17 protein-coding genes are annotated in these 16583 nt (G+C 67.7%); 1 reads left to right on the top strand and 16 read right to left on the bottom strand.

Features of this window, described 5'->3' with window-relative positions; translation table 11 throughout:
- Window position 1: 1 nt before the first annotated feature.
- The 13 genes from EG854_RS13230 to rimP form a co-directional block, all read right to left on the bottom strand.
- Window positions 2-373: a DUF6768 family protein gene (locus EG854_RS13230; RefSeq protein WP_206423402.1), complete on the bottom strand. Its 372-nt coding sequence runs from the start codon at window positions 371-373 to the stop codon at window positions 2-4.
- Entirely contained in the window at window positions 370-942 is a 573-nt protein-coding gene (locus tag EG854_RS10955) for an RNA polymerase sigma factor (RefSeq protein ID WP_123288164.1), read from the bottom strand. The genes EG854_RS13230 and EG854_RS10955 overlap by 4 nt, the downstream gene beginning before the upstream one ends.
- Before the next feature lie 177 nt (window positions 943-1119).
- Window positions 1120-3354 carry a polyribonucleotide nucleotidyltransferase gene (gene pnp, locus EG854_RS10950; protein WP_123288163.1) on the bottom strand — a complete coding sequence of 745 codons (2235 nt, stop codon included), beginning with the start codon at window positions 3352-3354 and terminating at the stop codon, window positions 1120-1122.
- Between the two features lie 221 nt (window positions 3355-3575).
- The gene (rpsO, locus tag EG854_RS10945) at window positions 3576-3845 is read right to left on the bottom strand and encodes a 30S ribosomal protein S15 (protein WP_123288162.1); all 270 of its coding nucleotides are present in this window, start codon (window positions 3843-3845) and stop codon (window positions 3576-3578) included.
- Window positions 3846-3856: 11 nt separating this feature from the next.
- Window positions 3857-4786 (bottom strand): tRNA pseudouridine(55) synthase TruB, encoded by a 930-nt coding sequence (gene truB, locus EG854_RS10940; protein WP_123288161.1) that lies wholly within the window; start codon window positions 4784-4786, stop codon window positions 3857-3859.
- A complete protein-coding gene (gene rbfA, locus EG854_RS10935) occupies window positions 4786-5235 on the bottom strand; it encodes a 30S ribosome-binding factor RbfA (protein ID WP_123288160.1) in 450 nt (149 codons plus the stop codon). The genes truB and rbfA overlap by 1 nt, the downstream gene beginning before the upstream one ends.
- Window positions 5236-5295: 60 nt before the next feature.
- A complete protein-coding gene (locus EG854_RS10930; RefSeq protein WP_164462010.1) occupies window positions 5296-5979 on the bottom strand; it encodes a DUF2459 domain-containing protein in 684 nt (227 codons plus the stop codon).
- A 24-nt stretch (window positions 5980-6003) separates the two neighbouring features.
- Complete coding sequence (locus EG854_RS10925; RefSeq protein ID WP_123288158.1) at window positions 6004-6537, bottom strand: hypothetical protein; 534 nt, start codon at window positions 6535-6537, stop codon at window positions 6004-6006.
- A 71-nt stretch (window positions 6538-6608) separates the two neighbouring features.
- Window positions 6609-7124 (bottom strand): hypothetical protein, encoded by a 516-nt coding sequence (locus tag EG854_RS10920; RefSeq protein ID WP_123288157.1) that lies wholly within the window; start codon window positions 7122-7124, stop codon window positions 6609-6611.
- Window positions 7125-7160: 36 nt separating this feature from the next.
- Entirely contained in the window at window positions 7161-10133 is a 2973-nt protein-coding gene (infB, locus tag EG854_RS10915) for a translation initiation factor IF-2 (RefSeq protein WP_123288156.1), read from the bottom strand.
- A gap of 80 nt (window positions 10134-10213) precedes the next feature.
- Window positions 10214-10930 (bottom strand): RNA-binding protein, encoded by a 717-nt coding sequence (locus tag EG854_RS10910; RefSeq protein ID WP_123288155.1) that lies wholly within the window; start codon window positions 10928-10930, stop codon window positions 10214-10216.
- Between the two features lie 18 nt (window positions 10931-10948).
- Entirely contained in the window at window positions 10949-12712 is a 1764-nt protein-coding gene (gene nusA, locus EG854_RS10905; RefSeq protein ID WP_123288154.1) for a transcription termination factor NusA, read from the bottom strand.
- A 3-nt stretch (window positions 12713-12715) separates the two neighbouring features.
- Window positions 12716-13279 carry a ribosome maturation factor RimP gene (gene rimP, locus EG854_RS10900; RefSeq protein WP_123288153.1) on the bottom strand — a complete coding sequence of 188 codons (564 nt, stop codon included), beginning with the start codon at window positions 13277-13279 and terminating at the stop codon, window positions 12716-12718.
- A gap of 172 nt (window positions 13280-13451) precedes the next feature.
- Between rimP and EG854_RS10895 the strand changes: the two genes are divergently transcribed.
- A complete protein-coding gene (locus EG854_RS10895) occupies window positions 13452-14003 on the top strand; it encodes a phosphatase domain-containing protein (protein WP_123288152.1) in 552 nt (183 codons plus the stop codon).
- On the opposite strand, the gene trmB is transcribed toward EG854_RS10895, so the two are convergent.
- The 3 genes from trmB to EG854_RS10880 form a co-directional block, all read right to left on the bottom strand.
- The gene (gene trmB / locus EG854_RS10890; protein ID WP_123288151.1) at window positions 13928-14632 is read right to left on the bottom strand and encodes a tRNA (guanosine(46)-N7)-methyltransferase TrmB; all 705 of its coding nucleotides are present in this window, start codon (window positions 14630-14632) and stop codon (window positions 13928-13930) included. The genes EG854_RS10895 and trmB overlap by 76 nt on opposite strands.
- Window positions 14633-14770: 138 nt before the next feature.
- Window positions 14771-15961: a methionine adenosyltransferase gene (metK, locus tag EG854_RS10885; protein WP_123288150.1), complete on the bottom strand. Its 1191-nt coding sequence runs from the start codon at window positions 15959-15961 to the stop codon at window positions 14771-14773.
- Window positions 15962-16007: 46 nt separating this feature from the next.
- Window positions 16008-16571, bottom strand: coding sequence for a biotin transporter BioY (locus EG854_RS10880; protein WP_123288149.1), 564 nt, complete (start codon window positions 16569-16571; stop codon window positions 16008-16010).
- Window positions 16572-16583 lie beyond the last annotated feature (12 nt).

Below are 16583 nucleotides of genomic sequence, written 5' to 3'. Positions count from 1 at the left end.
ATCAGTCCTGCCGCCGCAGCGCCAGCTGCAGTTCCAGCCTCCTGAGCGCATGAATCATCCGGTTGGCGTGGATGGCCGGCCAGACCGACAGCTTCACCACCAGCGACCCCAGGATCAGCACCGCCGACGGCAGGCCCCAGCGCAGGGCCTCCAGCGCCTCGGTTGCGTGAAAGAACTTCCAGGCGGCCCAGACGCCGGCGATGAACATCACCGTCTGGGCGACCACCAGAACCATGGTGGGCCAGCCGGTCGGTCCGGTGAACACCTCGCCGATCTGCCTGAAATAGCCGGGTTCGGCCCCGGCCCGGGCCAGCAGGGCGCGGTCCTCATCCTTGAGGGTGTTGGCGATCAGGGTGTCGATATCGTCGGTCATGGGGTCACTCCTTGAAGGGTCAGGTGGTCGCGCAGCTTACGCCGCGCATGCATCAGTCGCGTCTTGATCGTGCCCTCGGGGGCATCAAGGGCCAGCGCCGCCTCGGCCACGCTCAGCTCGTGCAGGTAGACGAGGGCCAGCGCCGCCCTCTGGTCCGGCGGCAGGGCATCAATCGCCCGCCGCATATGCTGCCGGACCAGCACATCGGGCCCGGTCTCGTCCTCAGAGGCCACCAGCGGCATCTCATCGTCCATCCCGGTCTCCCGCGCCCGATCCCGACCCCGCCGCCCGCCCAGCCGCCGGCACCGCCGGGTGATGATCATCAGCGCCCAGGCCGGAAAGGCCATCTCGTCCCGCAGGGCCGGAAGGCCCTTCAGAATCTCGACCCAGCCGTCCTGCACCGCCTCGCGGGCCATCTCCATATCGCCCGTCAACCGCCAGGCATGACCGATCAGCCGCGGCTGCCACGCCGCAACCAGCCGGGCCCGCGCCGCCGCATCCCCGGTTCGCGCGGCGGCGACCAGATAGGCCTCGAACAACCGGGCCTTGTCGATGCGATCCGCCGACATGAAGGAACACTCCCGCTCTCGGAAAGATAAGGTGCCGCGAGCCCGCTGTCCGGTTCAATCGGCCGGATCGATAGGCCGCGTCGCCCGCATCCGTTGACGACGCGTCAGAGCCAGAGCGCCCAAGAAAAAGGCCCCGGCGTTTCCGACGGGGCCTCTTCCTCAGTCATTGATCACCGATCAGTCGCGACGACGGCCGCGGCTGCGGTCGCGATCACCGCCACCTTCACGCTTGGGACGACCGCCCGTGTCGTCCGACAGCGGCGGCTCGCCGCGTTCAGCGCGGTCGGCGTTGATCTTGTCGGTGATGTCCTCACCGGTTTCCTGATCGACGACCTTCATCGACAGCTTGGTCTTGCCGCGATCGTCGAAGCCGAGGAATTTGACCTTGACCTCCTGGCCTTCCGACAGGACGTCGGCCGGGTTGGCGACGCGTTCCAGTGCGATCTGGGACACGTGGACCAGGCCGTCCTTGGCGCCGAAGAAGTTCACGAAGGCGCCGAAGTCGACGACCTTCACGACCTTGCCGGAGTAGATGGTGCCGGGCTCGGGCTCGGACACGATCGACGAGATCCAGTTCTTGGCGGCGTCGATCTTTTCCTGGTCCGAGGCGGCGATCTTGACGGTGCCGTCGTCCTCGATGTTGACCTTGGCGCCGGTCTTTTCGACGATTTCGCGGATGATCTTGCCGCCGGTGCCGATGATGTCGCGGATCTTGTCGACCGGAACCTTGATGGATTCGATCTTGGGCGCGTATTCGCCCAGTTCCGAACGGGCGCCGTCGATGGCCTTGTCCATTTCATCGAGGATGTGCAGACGACCGGCCGACGCCTGGGCGATGGCCTTCTTCATGATCTCCTCGGTGATACCGGCGACCTTGATGTCCATCTGCAGGCTGGTGATGCCGTCACGGGTGCCGGCCACCTTGAAGTCCATGTCGCCGAGGTGATCTTCGTCACCCAGGATGTCGGACAGGATGGCGAACTCGCCCGAGGGCTCGAGGATCAGGCCCATGGCGATGCCCGAGACCGGCTTCTTGAGCGGCACACCGGCATCCATCAGGGCCAGCGACGAACCGCAGACCGTGGCCATCGAGGACGAGCCGTTGGACTCGGTGATCTCGGAGACCAGACGGATGGTGTAGGGGAATTCTTCCGCCGACGGCAGCATCGGGCGAATGGCGCGCCAGGCCAGCTTGCCGTGGCCGATTTCGCGACGACCGGCGCCGCCCATGCGGCCCGTTTCCCCGACCGAATAGGGGGGGAAGTTGTAGTGCAGGAGGAACTTCTCCTTGTACGTCCCGGTCAGGGCGTCGATGTACTGCTCGTCCTCGCCGGTGCCGAGCGTGGCGACGACAATGGCCTGGGTCTCACCCCGGGTGAACAGGGCCGAACCGTGGGTGCGCGGGAAGACGCCGACTTCCGAGACGATGTCGCGGACCTTGTCGAGGGCGCGGCCATCGACGCGGTTGCTGTTGTCGATGATGTCGCGACGCAGAACTTCGGCTTCGCAGGTCTTGAAGGCGGCACCAAAGGCGCCCGAGTCGACGCCGTCCGGGTTCTCCTCGGTCTTGAGGAGGGCCTCGGCGGCCTTCTTCTTGGCGGCACCGACCGCTTCGTGGCGGGCGTGCTTGGCCTTGTGGGTGTAGGCGGCCTTGATGTCGTTGCCGACCAGTTTCTTGATCGAGGCGACGACATCCGAGTGATCCTCGGGCGTGAAGTCGAACGGCTCCTTGGCGGCGTGTTCGGCCAGGTCGATGATGGCATCGATCACCGGCTGCATGCCGCGGTGGGCGAACATCAGGGCGTCGAGGAAGATGTCTTCCGACAGTTCCTTGGCCTCGGACTCGACCATCATCAGGGCGTCCTGGGTACCGGCCACGAACAGGTCGAGGTCGGACTCCGGCATCTGGTCGAGGGTCGGGTTCAGGACCAGCTCGCCGTTGATGTAGCCGACGCGCGCGCCACCGATCGGGCCCATGAAGGGCACGCCGGAGATGGTCAGGGCGGCAGAGGCCGCGACCATGCCGACCACGTCCGGATCATTCTCCAGATCGTGCTGCAGGACGGTGACGACCACCTGGGTCTCGTTCTTGAAGCCCTTGACGAACAGGGGGCGGATCGGACGGTCGATCAGGCGGGAAACCAGGGTTTCCTTTTCGGTCGGACGGCCTTCACGCTTGAAGTAGCCACCGGGGATGCGGCCTGCGGCAAAGGTCTTTTCCTGATAGTTGACCGTCAGGGGGAAGAAATCGAGGCCGGGCTTGGGCGCGCGGCCGTACACGACGGTGGCCAGAACCACGGTCTCGCCATAGGTGGCCAGAACCGCGCCGTCCGCCTGACGGGCGATGCGGCCCGTTTCCAGCGTCAGCGGGCGACCGGCCCACTCAATGGTCTTACGTTTGATATCGAACATATTTTTTCTTTCGAATCCCATGGCCGGATTGCCGATGGGGGCGGACAGTCAGGGCTTGTCTCAGTCCTTCGGGCCCAGGAACCCGGATACGCCGTCGCATCCGGGCGGGTTGGAAGAGGACCGGCGTGGCCCTCGCGTCGTGGAGGCATGCTGCCTCCGGTCCGCCCTGCGGCGGATAAGAGAAAGGGCCCCCCGAAGGCGGCCCCTCCCGTCACCTGGCCTTAGCGACGCAGGCCCAGTTTTTCGATGAGGGCGGCATAGCGGCCTTCATCGACGGTCTTGAGGTGGTCCAGAAGGCCCCGGCGTTGCGAGACCAGCTTGAGCAGGCCGCGGCGCGAGTGGTTGTCCTTCTTGTGGGTCTTGAAGTGCTCGGTCAGGTTGGCGATCCGTTCGGTCAGGATGGCGACCTGCACTTCGGCGGAACCGGTATCGGCAACGCCGCGAGCGTTTTCAGTGATGACTTCGGCCTTGCGTTGAGGCGTAATCGACATCGTAGAACTCCTTATTGGAGATTGAATACGCGGTCGGGTTCGAGTCGACCGGCCCGCATCTGACAGAGGGCGACCAGGGTTCCGTCCTCGAAGGCCGAAACGGTCCGCGAGCCAGGCGAGAGCCGGGCTTTCAGGGTTTCGATCTGTCGGGGAAGCAGAAGGATCGGCCGTCCCTGCCGAAGCGAGAAAGCATCCGTCGCGGTCACGGCCAGATCCGGGATGTCGTCCAGAGCGGTCGCGACCGGAAGAAGACCTTCCGAGGCGGCGCCCCTATGCACCATTTCGCGAAGAATATCCAGCGTGACCGCGTTTTCGGTCGAAAACGGCCCCACCTGCTCGCGCCGGAGGGCGGTAACATGCCCCTCGGCCCCCAACATGACCGCCAGATCGCGCGCCAGCGAGCGGATATAGACGCCCTTGCCGGTCCGCACCCGGATCTCGACCCGGTCGGCGTCCGAGGCGGTAATCACGGCCTCATGGATGGTCACGGGGCGGGACTTCAGCTCGAACTCGGCGCCGTCGCGGGCCAGGTCATAGGCGCGCTGGCCATCGACCTTGATGGCGGAAAAGCGCGGCGGCACCTGTTCGATCTCGCCGACAAAGGAGGGCAGGGCGGCCTCGACCGCCTCCCGCGAGGGGCGGACGTCCGAGCGGGCAATCTCGCTGCCCTCGGCGTCGACGCTGTCGGTCGACACCCCCCAGGTGACGGTGAAGCGATAGACTTTTTCCGCGTCCATCATGAAGGGCACGGTCTTGGTCGCCTCGCCCAGGGCAATGGGCAGGATGCCGGTGGCCAGGGGGTCGAGCGTGCCGGCGTGACCGGCCTTTTGTGCATCGAACAGGCGGCGGACGATCGACACGGCCTCGGTCGAGCCCAGCTCCAGCGGCTTGTCGAGACAGACCCAGCCATGCACGGCCTGACCGCGCTTGCGGCGGGCCATCAGGCGTCCTCGCCCTCGTCCCCGTGGGGCTTCACATCCGCCTGGACCCGCGGGTCGTCCAGCAGCCGGTTCAGCCGCTCGGCGGCCTCGAAGCTGACGTCGTGACGGAAGCGCAGGTCGGGGGTGAAGCGCATGTCGATGTGCCGGCCCAGGGCGCCGCGGAGGAATTTGGAATGGGCGTTCAGCGCCTTGACGATCTCGTCGACCTGACCACCGACGTCGGTCGTATCGACCCCGGCGCCCAGCGGCTCGACGAAACAGGTGGCGTGTTTCAGGTCCGGCGACAGCCGCACCTCGGTGACGGTGATCGACACACCGATCAGGGCCGGGTCGCGGATCTCGTTCTCGCGCATGACCTCGACGAGGGCGTGGCGGATCAATTCCGAGGCGCGCAGCTGGCGCTGGCTGGCGCCGTAGCCGGCCGTGGCGCCGGGTTTGCGTCGGCTCATGGCGGGGTCTTCCTCGATCAGCAGGGACCGGCAAGGGACCGGATCACAAGGGGGCGCGGTTTAGTCGTCCCGACCGTCCCTGTCCAGCGTGGCGGCAGACCGGGCATCGGCCAGCACGGCGCCCGCGACGACCGTCCGCCCTGGATGGACGGTCAGGCCGGCCGCTTCCAGCACCTCGGCGGTCCAGCGATTGCACATCCGGCCGATCCAGAAGGTCTCGGTCGAGGCGTAGAAGCGGGTGCGACCGTCGGGGCCCGTCGCGCTGAGCCGGGGGGCGCCGCCCTGAAGGTCCAGCGAGGCCTCGATCCGGGCCGCCAGGGCCTCAAAGGCGTCGGGCGACAGGCGCAGTTGCACCTGCCGGTCGGTATTCCGGACCGGGGTCAGCCGGTCGAGGGGGCTCAGCATGACGACCGAGGGGTTGTCCGGCGCGAACAGGGCCCGGACCCCGTCGGGCAAGCGCGACGTGACCGGGCTCTGGTCGACATAGAAGCGCGCATCACCCCAGCCGATCCGCACCGCACCGCCGGGGCCAAGGTCCGCGACCAGATCGGCCAGCGGTCCGCCCCGCGCGATCAGGGGCGCGCGGTCCAGGACCAGATCGGTGTGAAAGCCGTTGCTGTCGACCCGCACCGGCACCGCGTCCGGACCGCCGTGCGACAGGCTGGGCCCGGACTCAGACCAGCTGACAAGGCCCAAGATCACCCCGACCAGTCCTGCCATCAGGAAGCGGAATGCCCCGCCCATGCTCATCTCCGCAATGTCCGCCGCTCAGGGAATACGGAAGGCGAGATCGGCGCAAGCCCGGGCGTCACCCTCGGGCCGGTCGGCAAAGGCCAGCAGGCGCAGGGTCTGGCCTTGTGCCGCCAGCGCCAGATAGCGGGCCGGGTATTCAGCACACAGCGGCTGGCTCCCGGCAGAAGGCTCAAGGTCGGTGATCTCGCGAAGCTCGACCTGCTGGCCGGGCGCGAGACCCGCCGCGGCAAAGGGTGGCTCTGACCCGGTGGCGATCCGGTGTGGGCGGGTCTTAAGTACGCCAAGGCCGGTGATCTCAAGCTGCGCCCCGTCAGCATGCATCAGGGGCCAGGGCGTGGATTCGGAAGCGGCGAACGGCCCGTGAAGGGCGTGATCCGCAACCCGTGTCGGCAGGTCCGGGGCCGGCGCGGCGGGGGATGAGACGCGCGTCCAGACGTCGGCCAGTTCGGCGCGGGCGCGGGTGACGGTCTGTTCGGCGCTGCGCTCGTCAAAGGCCGAGAGCAGCAGCACCAGAACCAGCACCCCGAACAGGTCGAGGAGGCGTCTCATCGGGCGCTCTGGCGGGACGGGTCGGGGCACATGGATTCACGCTATCAGCGATCCATGACGGTTCGAAAGCCTTATCGCGCCGAGGGCGAGGTTTCGTCAGGCTGCGGCGCGGCGCCCTCGGGCAGGGTCCATTCGCCGCGATAGGTGTAGCTGAGCGTCACGCAGTGGCGATAGGTGCCGTCGGTCCAGCGACCCACGGCGTGCAGGGTGATGGGGTCGCCCTGACGAATGCGGCCTGTCAGCAGCCAGGCATCATCGGCACCGGGGCACAGCGCCCGGACCAGACCCCGCCCGTCGCCTTCCTTGACGATGCCATAGACGTCATTGGCCCGAACCCCGGCCGGCAGGGCGGCCCGCGTCTCACGGGGACCGCCCCGGCGGATCTCGGCCGAGCCGCGTGCCGTGGTCGAGAACAACCGCTGGACGCTGACAGCGCCGAAGAAGTTGCGACGGATCTCGATGGTGATGCCCTGCGTCAGGGCCTGGGTAACGCGGTCGGCGGCGTCATAGGCCCAGAAGCGGGTTTCCGCCGCCGCCGGACCGACCATGAAGGCGAGCAACAGAAGGCCTGTGGCAAGACGTTTCATGACCGGTCTCCGGTAGCAGCGAGCGATCGGGCGCGATTACAGTTCGCGCTTGATCTCCTCGACGGTGAAGCACTCGATGAGGTCGCCTTCCTTGATGTCCTGGAAGCCCTGGAACTGCATGCCGCATTCCTGGCCCGAGGGCACTTCATTGACCTCATCCTTGAAGCGTTTGAGCGTGTTGAGCGTGCCCAGTTCCAGCACCACGATATCGTCGCGGATGATGCGGACGCGGGCGCCCTTGCGGACCACGCCTTCGGCCACCCGGCAACCGGCGATCTTGCCGATCTTGGAGATGTCGAACACCTGCAGCACCTTGGCATTGCCCAGCCAGGTTTCACGCTGGATCGGGGCCAGCATGCCGGACAGCACGCCCTTCATGTCGTCAAGCAGGTCGTAGATGATCGAATAGTAGCGGATCTCCACGCCTTCCCGATCGGCCAGATCCCGCGCCTGCTTCGAGGCCCGGACGTTGAAGCCCAGGATGGGGGCTCCGGCGGTCTTGGCCAGGTTGACGTCGCTCTCGGTGATACCGCCGGCGCCCTGGAACACGACCCGGGCGCGGACCTCGTCATTGCCCATGGCCTGCAGCGATCCGGCGATGGCTTCGGTGGACCCCTGAACGTCAGCCTTGATGACGACGGGCAGTTCGCTGATCTTCTGCGAGCCCAGCTTGGCCATCATGTCGGCCAGCGACACCGGGTTTGCGGCGGTGGCCTTTTCACGCTGCTTGCGCTCGCGGAAGTCGGTCAGCTCGCGGGCGCGGGCCTCGGTTTCCACCACGGCGAACACCTCACCGGGAGAGGGCGGCTCGTCCAGGCCGAGGATCTCGACCGGAACCGAGGGGCCGGCCTCGTCCAGCTGGGCATTGCGTTCGTCCAGCAGGGCGCGAACCTTGCCCCAGGCCGAACCGGCCACGACGATGTCGCCGCGACGCAGGGTGCCGCGCTTGACCAGTACGGTGCCGACCGGGCCACGGCCCTTGTCCAGCTTGGACTCGATGACCACACCCTCGGCCGAACGGTCGGGGTTGGCGCGCAGGTCCATGACCTCTGCCTGGACCAGAACGGCCTCCAGCAGAGCTTCGAGATTGGTGCGTTCCTTGGCCGAGACCTCGATCATCTGGGTGTCGCCGCCCAGATTTTCGGCGATGACCTCGTGCTGCAGAAGCTCGTTGATGACCTTCTGCGGATTGGCACCCGGCTTGTCGACCTTGTTGATCGCCACGATCAGGGGAGCTCCGGCCGCCTTGGCGTGCTGGATGGCCTCGATCGTCTGGGGCATGACGCCGTCGTCCGCCGCTACCACCAGGATGACGATGTCGGTGACATTGGCACCGCGCGCCCGCATGGCCGAGAAGGCCGCGTGGCCCGGCGTGTCGAGGAAGGTGACGCGCTGGTCGTCTTTCAGGCGAACCTGATAGGCGCCGATGTGCTGGGTGATGCCACCGGCCTCGCCCGTCGCCACATCGGTGGTGCGCAGGGCATCCAGCAGGCTGGTCTTGCCGTGGTCGACGTGACCCATGACGGCCACGACCGGGAAGCGCGGCGTGGTGGCGTCGGCGTCATCGGCCTCGGCCAGGAAGCCGGTTTCGACGTCGGACTCGGACACGCGCCGGACGGTCATGCCGTATTCGTCGGCCACCAGTTCGGCGGTGTCGGAATCGATCACATCGTTGATCTTCATCATCATGCCCTGACGCATCAGGAATTTGACGATGTCGACGCCGCGCACGGCCATGCGGTTGGCCAGATCGCCGACGGTGATGACATCGGGGATGACCACTTCACGCGGACGGTTCGGTACTTCGGACGTGCCGCCCTTGCGCTTTTCCTTCTCGCGTTCGCGGGCCCGGCGGACCGAGGCAAGCGAGCGGATCCGTTCGGCGGCGTCCTCGTCCCCACCGGCCAGGGCCTGAATGGTCAGACGGCCTTCGCGACGCTTGGGTTCACCGCGCGTGCGGCTGATGGCCTTGCCCGGACCGGCGTCCGAGAAACGGCGATCCCGGTCATCCTCGGGACGACCGGCGCGGCCGGCAAAACCACCGGCGGTGCGGGCGGGACGCGAAACCTCGGGCGTCGCCGGGGCGGCGGCAGGCGCACCCCGACCTGCGGGGGCTCCACGTCCACCAGGGGCTGCACCCGGCGCGGGGCGCGGGGCATTGGCGGAATAACGAACGGGCTCGCTGGGCACGCGCGGGCGACCGGCGGCGCCACCGGGCGGACCGCTGAGGGCCACTTCACGCGCTGAACGACCCCCAAAGGCGGGACGCTCGGGCGTTTCGCGGCGCGGCTGGCCGGGCTTGGGCACGCGCTGGCCGAAATTGACCGCCGGACGGGCCGGACGGGCCGGGGCCTCCGGCGCGGCCGGTGCCGGTGCCGGGGGGGGCGTCGGCTTTTCGGCAACCGGCTCAGCCTTGGCCGGAGCGTCGGCCTTGGCAGGCGCGGCTTTCGCGGCGGGCTTGGGCGCAGCGGCGTTCAGCTTGGCGGCTTCGGCGCGAGCGGCTTCGGCTGCGGCCTTGGCGGCAGCGGCCTCGCTCTGGGCGGTCTCGGCCAGCTTGCGCGTGGCCTCGTCGCGCTTGGCACGCTCGGCGGCTTCAGCTTTTTCGCGGGCGGCGCGTTCGGCCTGGGCGGCCTCGATGGCGCGGCGGCGGGCTTCCTGTTCCTCGGACGACAGGCCACCGGCATCGGTCGGGCGCGGCGCAGGTGCATCGGCACGCACGGGCGCGGCGGCGGGCCGGCGACCGGCCACGTCGAAGCCCTGGGTGCGCGGCTGGACCGGCGCACCGGCGCGACGCTTGGTCTCGACCACGACCGTCTTGGTGCGGCCGTGGCTGAAGCTCTGGCGGACCGTACCGGTCGAGACGGAGCCCGTCGCGCGCGGCTTCAGGCTCAGCGGTGCGCGCGGTCCCGTTTGCGGGGTCGCGGCGCCCGAGCTCGCATTGCCTGTGCCTGTGGCGCTGGAGGTCTCGGTCGTCTTGCCGTCCTGGGTCTTGTCGTTCTCGTCGGTCATCCGGTCGCTTCGTCTGGACGCCGGGACAATCCCGACGCCACGTATCAAACACAAAAGGGCGAGCGCGCCCCGCCTCCCTTTCAGGAGTCGGAACCCTGCCCGTCCACAGCCTGCCCGGGCCCACCAGGGAGCCCATCGTCACAAGGGTCGTTCGGTCCGTCCCCGGAGGTGTGGCCGGGCCCGGCCCGATCCCACTCCCGCGGATGAAGCGGACGAAAACCCGCCAATCTGTTGACCTCAAGGGCCCAGCGATCCGCGCGTCCGCCTGCAAGCAGCACGCTGTGTATCGCATTTTCCAGCCCCAGGGCCAAACTCAATTCTTCCGCCCCGAATGCACCGCACAGGCCCACGGGGCGAGGCGTGTGTCGCATGAGGGCCATCAGACGCTGGCGTCCGTCGCGCGCGCCATCGGCGGCCTCGACCAGCCAGGCGGCCCGGCCGCCCTTGATCGCAGCGGCCGATTTCTCGAAGCCGGAGATAAGCACGCCTTCGCGTCGGGCAAGCCCCAGTTGTTCCAGACAGCGCCGGACAAGCAGGCTTTCAACCTGATCGGCCAGCTCGGGAGAGGCCTGGACCGGGGCCTTGGCGGCCCGTGAGAACAGGCCCTTGCCGGCCGCTGTGATCGAGGCGCGGTCGGCGGCCACCCACAGGCCACGGCCCGGCAGCTTGCGCGCCAGATCGGGCACGACCTGACCGTCCGGGCCCACGACGAAGCGGATCAGGGCAGACTCGTCCATGACCTGGCGCGTGACCAGATCGCGGCGTTCCCGTTCAGCCTGTGCTTCGGCGAGCCCCATGGACGGTCCGGTCTCCCATCACGCGTCGCGGTCGTCGAGGTCGGCGTCGAGGGCGTCGAGGATCTCACCCTCGCCTTCCTCTACCGTTTCGTCGTCGGTGTTCGACCCGGCAAAGACGGTATCGGCGTCGTAGGACTCCTCGCCGTCCTCGCCCTCTTCGGCCTCATATTCGGGCTCGGGCTCGGGCTGCGGCAGTTCCGAGGCATCGATCCAGCCGGCGGCCACACGGGCCTGCAGGATCAGCATTTCGGCGTCTTCCTGGGCCAGGCTGAAGCTTTCCAGCACGCCGGGCACCTTGACCCGCTCGCCGTTCTTCATCTCGTAGCCGCCGCGGATTTCGTCCGTGGCCAGATCGGCCAGATCCTCGACCGTCTTCACGCCATTCTCGCCCAGCGCCACCGCCATCGGCAGGGTCACGCCGGGAACCTCCAGCACGCCGTCCTCGACGCCCAGCTCCTTGCGGCGGGCATCCAGGGCCTGAGCCTGCTTGTCGAGAAAATCGCGGGCGCGGGCCTGCAGTTCCTCGGCGGTTTCCTCGTCGAAGCCTTCAATATCCGAGATTTCATAGGGCTCGACGAAGGCCAGATCCTCGACCGTGGCAAAGCCTTCGGTGACCAGCAGCTGGGCGATGACCTCGTCCACGTCCAGGGCTTCCTGGAACAGGGTGGTGCGCTCGGCGAACTCGCGCTGGCGACGCTCGGAGTCCTGGGTCTCGGTGATGATGTCGATCTGCCAGCCGGTCAGCTGCGAGGCGAGGCGCACGTTCTGGCCGCGACGGCCGATGGCCAGCGACAGCTGTTCGTCGGGCACCACCACCTCGACGCGGTCGGCCTCTTCGTCCAGCACGACCTTGGACACTTCGGCCGGGGCCAGGGCGTTGACGATGAAGGTCGGCTCGTCCGGGTTCCACTGGATGATGTCGATCTTTTCACCCTGCAGCTCGGCGACGACCGCCTGCACGCGCGAGCCGCGCATGCCGACGCAGGCGCCGACGGGGTCGATGGAGGAGTCGTTGGACAGGACGGCCATCTTGGCGCGCGAACCGGCGTCGCGGGCGGCGGCGCGGATCTCGATCACGCCGTCATAGACCTCGGGCACTTCCTGGGCGAACAGCTTGGCCATGAAGCCGGGATGGGCGCGTGACAGCATGACCTGCGGGCCCTTGGCCTCGGGCCGGACGTCATAGATGTAGGTGCGGATGCGGTCGCCGATGTTGAACAGCTCGCGCGGGATCGAGTCATTGCGGCGCATGATGCCCTCGCCCCGACCCAGATCGACGACGGTATTGCCGTATTCGACGCGCTTGACGGTGCCGTTGACGATCTCGCCGACGCGATCCTTGAACTCTTCATACTGGTTGGCGCGCTCGGCCTCGCGCACCTTACCGGTGACGACCTGTCGGGCCATCTGGGTCTGGACGCGGCCGAATTCGAACGGCGGCAGCTCCTCGATATATTCCTTGCCGACCACGGCCTCGGGGTCGCGCTTGAGCGCATCCTTGAGGCGCACCATGGCCGAGTCATTGAACTCTTCCAGCTCGTCCTCGGGCTGCCAGTCGTCCTCGACGATGGTGACGTGACGCGTCAGGGCCAGCTCGCCGGTCTTGGGGTCCAGGGCGGCGCGGATGTCGTGATGGGCGCCATAGCGCGACTTGGCGCCCTTCTGGATGGCCTCTTCGATCGCCTCGATGACGATCTCCTTGTCGATATTCTTCTCCTGGGCCACCGCCTGGGCGATCTGGAGCAGTTCGAGTCGGTTTGCGGAAACGCCGGTCACGGCCATGGGTCAGTCCTCGGAGTCGGTAGAGTGGGTGTCAGCGTCAGGATCGGAAGCATTGCGGGCGGCGCGCTTTTCAGCCCCCGCCTTCAGCAGTTCGTCGGTCAGGACCAGCTTGGCATCGATCAGCCAGTCAAAGGGGATCAGGGCGGTATCGGTCTCGCCGTCCAGGTCGATGGCGACATTGCCCTCGTCGGTGCCGGCCAGCGTGCCCTTGAAGCGCTTGCGGCCCTCGATCATGCGATCGGTTTCCAGTCGCGCCTCATAGCCCTCGAACAGGTCGAAATCGGACAGCCGGGTCAGTGGCCGGTCGATACCGGGCGAGGAGACCTCCAGCAGATATTCCCCGGCGATCGGGTCGGCGGCATCGAACACTTCGGAAATTGCGCGGCTCAGCCGGGCGCATTCCTCGACCGAAATGTCGTTGTCGGCAGGGCGTTCGGCCATGACCTGCAGGCGACGGCGCAGGGTGCCGCCCATCAGCCTCACGCGCACCACTGCCAGCCCCAGCGTCTCGGCGACGGGGTCGATCATCTCGATCAGGGCGCGGTCTTCGGCGGTCCTGGCGCGCACGCGGGGCGTACTCCAATAAAAAAAGCGGCCGACCGTCTCAGGGCCGCCGCTTGATCACGACGCCGTTTGACGCCGGTCTAACGATGTGGCCCGCCGTATAGCGCCCCCGACACGGCTTGTCAGCCCCCTTGGGGTGTTTGCTTTTTTCGTCGGCTCGCCTAGAGGCCATCTCATGGAGATTCACTGGATACCGCAGGACACGCCCGGCAGCCTCGGCATCTCGCGCCGCCCGCCCGGGGGCGAGGCGATGGAGGCCGTGCTGGTCGCCAATCTGGGCTATGTCGACCGGGTCGTGACCCTGTTGGAGCCCGAGGAGGTCGAGCGGCTGGACATTGTCCGCGAGGCCGAGGTGTGCGCCGCGCACGGCGTCGCCTTCGACAACCTGCCGGTGCCCGACCATGACATTCCCGCCGATGTGCCGGCCTTCGACCGTCTGGTGAAGAAGCTGCGCAAGCAACTGCTGGCCGGCGAGCGAATGGTGATCCACTGCAATGCCGGTCTGGGCCGGGCGCCGACCCTGGCCTGCTGCCTGCTGATCGCCGGGGGGCTGCACCCGGACGAGGCGGTGCTCAAGGTCGGGGCCGCGCGTGGTCGCACCGTGCCCGAGATGGACAGCCAGTACGCCTTCATTCACGCCTTTGCCGAGCGTCAGGCCGCCGGTGCCGCCCGTCGCTCGAAGAGCAAAAAGACCGGCTCGGTATCGCCCAGGTGCTTGTCCTCATAGCGCGTCCGGATGTGATCGGCGGGCGCGTTGCGCCAGTCGTCGGCGGCCTCGGCCATCCAGACGAGGCCCGGCGTTTCCAGAAACCGCGCCAGCGCCCAGTCAGCATAGGCCTTCCAGTCGGTGACGAAGCGCAGCTTGCCGCCCACCTTCAGGATGCGGGCCAGTTCGGCGGCCACATCGGCCTGGACCAGACGGCGCTTGGCATGGCGCGCCTTGGGCCAGGGGTCGGGAAACAGGATCAGCACATGATCGACCGAGGTGTCCGGCAGGGCCGCCAGCACCGCGCGCGCGTCGTCGGCATGGATGCGGACATTCTTCAGCCCGCCCTCCTCGATGTGGCGCAAGGCTGAGCCGACGCCGTTCAGAAAGGGCTCGCAGCCGATCATCAAGGTGTCGGGGTGGCGCGCGGCCTGACCCGCCAGATGCTCGCCCCCGCCAAAGCCGATCTCCAGCCAGACCTGTTTGGCACCGGGCATGATCGCGGCGGGGTCCAGCGGTCCGTTCGCCGGGTCCGGCAAGGCGACCGTGGGCAACAGGGTGTCGAACAGCGCCGCCTGACGCGGCTTCAGCGCGCGCGACTTGATGCGGCCAAAGCTGCGGATCGGGCCGTGGGAAGAGGGGTCGGACATGGGTTCTGAGTGGCGAGTGGCGAGGAAGGCGCTGCGGTTCCAAACCGGCGTACGGCTCAGCAGGCGTGCCAGCCATAGGGCGTCACCGGGTGGGTTGAAAGGGTCTCGCCACTCGCCACTCGCTACTCGCCACTTTCTTCAGGCCAGCGCCTTCAGCTGATCGACCAGATCGGTCTTTTCCCACGAGAAGCCGCCGTCAGCCTCGGGTTCGCGGCCGAAATGGCCGTAGGCGGCGGTGCGGGCATAGATGGGTTTGTTCAGGCCCAGGTGCTCGCGGATGGCGCGCGGGGTGCCGCCGCCGATCAGGCCCAGCAGTTTCTCTTCCAGCACCGTCTCGGAGATCTTGCCCGTGCCGTGCAGGTCGACGTGGATCGACTGGGGCTTGGCGACACCGATGGCATAGCTGAGCTGCAGGGTGCAGCGGTCGGCGAGGCCCGCGGCAACGACATTCTTGGCCAGATAGCGGCAGGCATAGGCCGCCGACCGGTCAACCTTGGTCGGGTCTTTGCCGGAGAAGGCGCCGCCACCATGGGGGGCCGCCCCGCCATAGGTGTCGACGATGATCTTGCGGCCGGTCAGGCCCGAGTCGCCGTCGGGGCCACCGATCTCGAACACGCCGGTCGGATTGATGTGCCAGACGGTCTCATTGGTGATGAAGCCCTTGGGCAGGACGTCTTCGACCACCGGCTTGACCAGGGCCGCCACATCGCCCTGCGACATCCCCTTGGCGTGCTGGGTCGAGACGACGATCGAGGTGGCGCGCACCGGCAGGCCGTTCTCATAGAACAGGGTGACCTGGCTCTTGGCGTCGGGCTCCAGCGCCTTTTCGCCGCCGTGACGCAGCTCGGCCAGACGGCGCAGGATGCGGTGGCTGTAGGCCAGGGTGGCCGGCATCAGCTCGGGCGTTTCGTTCGAGGCATAGCCGAACATGATGCCCTGATCGCCCGCGCCCTCGTCCTTGCCCTCGGCGGCGTCGACGCCAACGGCGATGTCGACCGACTGGCCGTGCAGATAGTTGGAGAACTCGAACGTCTCCCAGTGGAAGCCATCCTGCTCATAGCCGATGTCCTTGACCGCCGCGCGCACGGCCGTCTCGATCTCGGCCTCGATGCCGGGGGCCCAGGCGCCGTTCTCCCAGATGCCCTTGCCGCGGATCTCGCCGGCCAGCACCACGCGATTGGTGGTGGTCAGGGTCTCGCAGGCGACGCGCGCCTCGGGATCCTTAGACAGGAACAGGTCGACGATGGTGTCCGAGATGCGGTCGGCGACCTTGTCGGGGTGTCCCTCGGAGACGCTTTCCGAGGTGAAATGGAAGGAGGTACGGGACAAGGGGCGAACTCCGCATGACAGGAGCCGCAGACATATAAAGATATGCTTATATGTTCAAGCGGTCTCGTAGGGCGAGCAGCAGCGACGCGCTCAGCACCAGCGCCGCCGACTTGACCGCCATGCCCCACAGGAAGGGCGTGACGCCCGCCGAAAGGGCCTCGGATGCGCCAATCCTGAGGCTGAGACCCGCCCAGCCAAGCGCCAAAATCAACAGATGACCGGCCAGCCCGAGGCCGAAGCCGAGCAGCATGGTACGCCACACGGGGCCGGGGGACAGGGTGCGGCTCCCGATCCCGACCAGCAGCGCCGCCAGCGGAAACCCGACCAGATAGCCGACGGTCGGCCCGGAAAGCGCCGACAGGCCCGAGGCCCCGCCCGCAAACACCGGCAGGCCCAGCGCCCCCGCCCCAAGATATAGAAGGCCTGCCACCAGCCCCCACCGCGGCCCCAGCGCCAGCCCGGCCGCCAGCACAGCCAGCGTCTGCAGCGACTGCGGCACCGGCGACCCCGGCACCGCCACATCGACCCGGGCCCCAAGCGCGATCAACCCCACGAAGCCGAGGGTGGCGGCAAGGGCCGGAAGATGACGAACAAGAGGAGATGGGGTCATGGAAGAAGGTGG

The sequence above is a fragment of the Brevundimonas halotolerans genome (genome assembly GCF_003730275.1).
Lineage (GTDB): Bacteria > Pseudomonadota > Alphaproteobacteria > Caulobacterales > Caulobacteraceae > Brevundimonas > Brevundimonas halotolerans.
The sequence above is the reverse complement of the archived record's forward strand: the minus strand, read 5'-3'. Positions and strand labels throughout refer to the sequence as shown.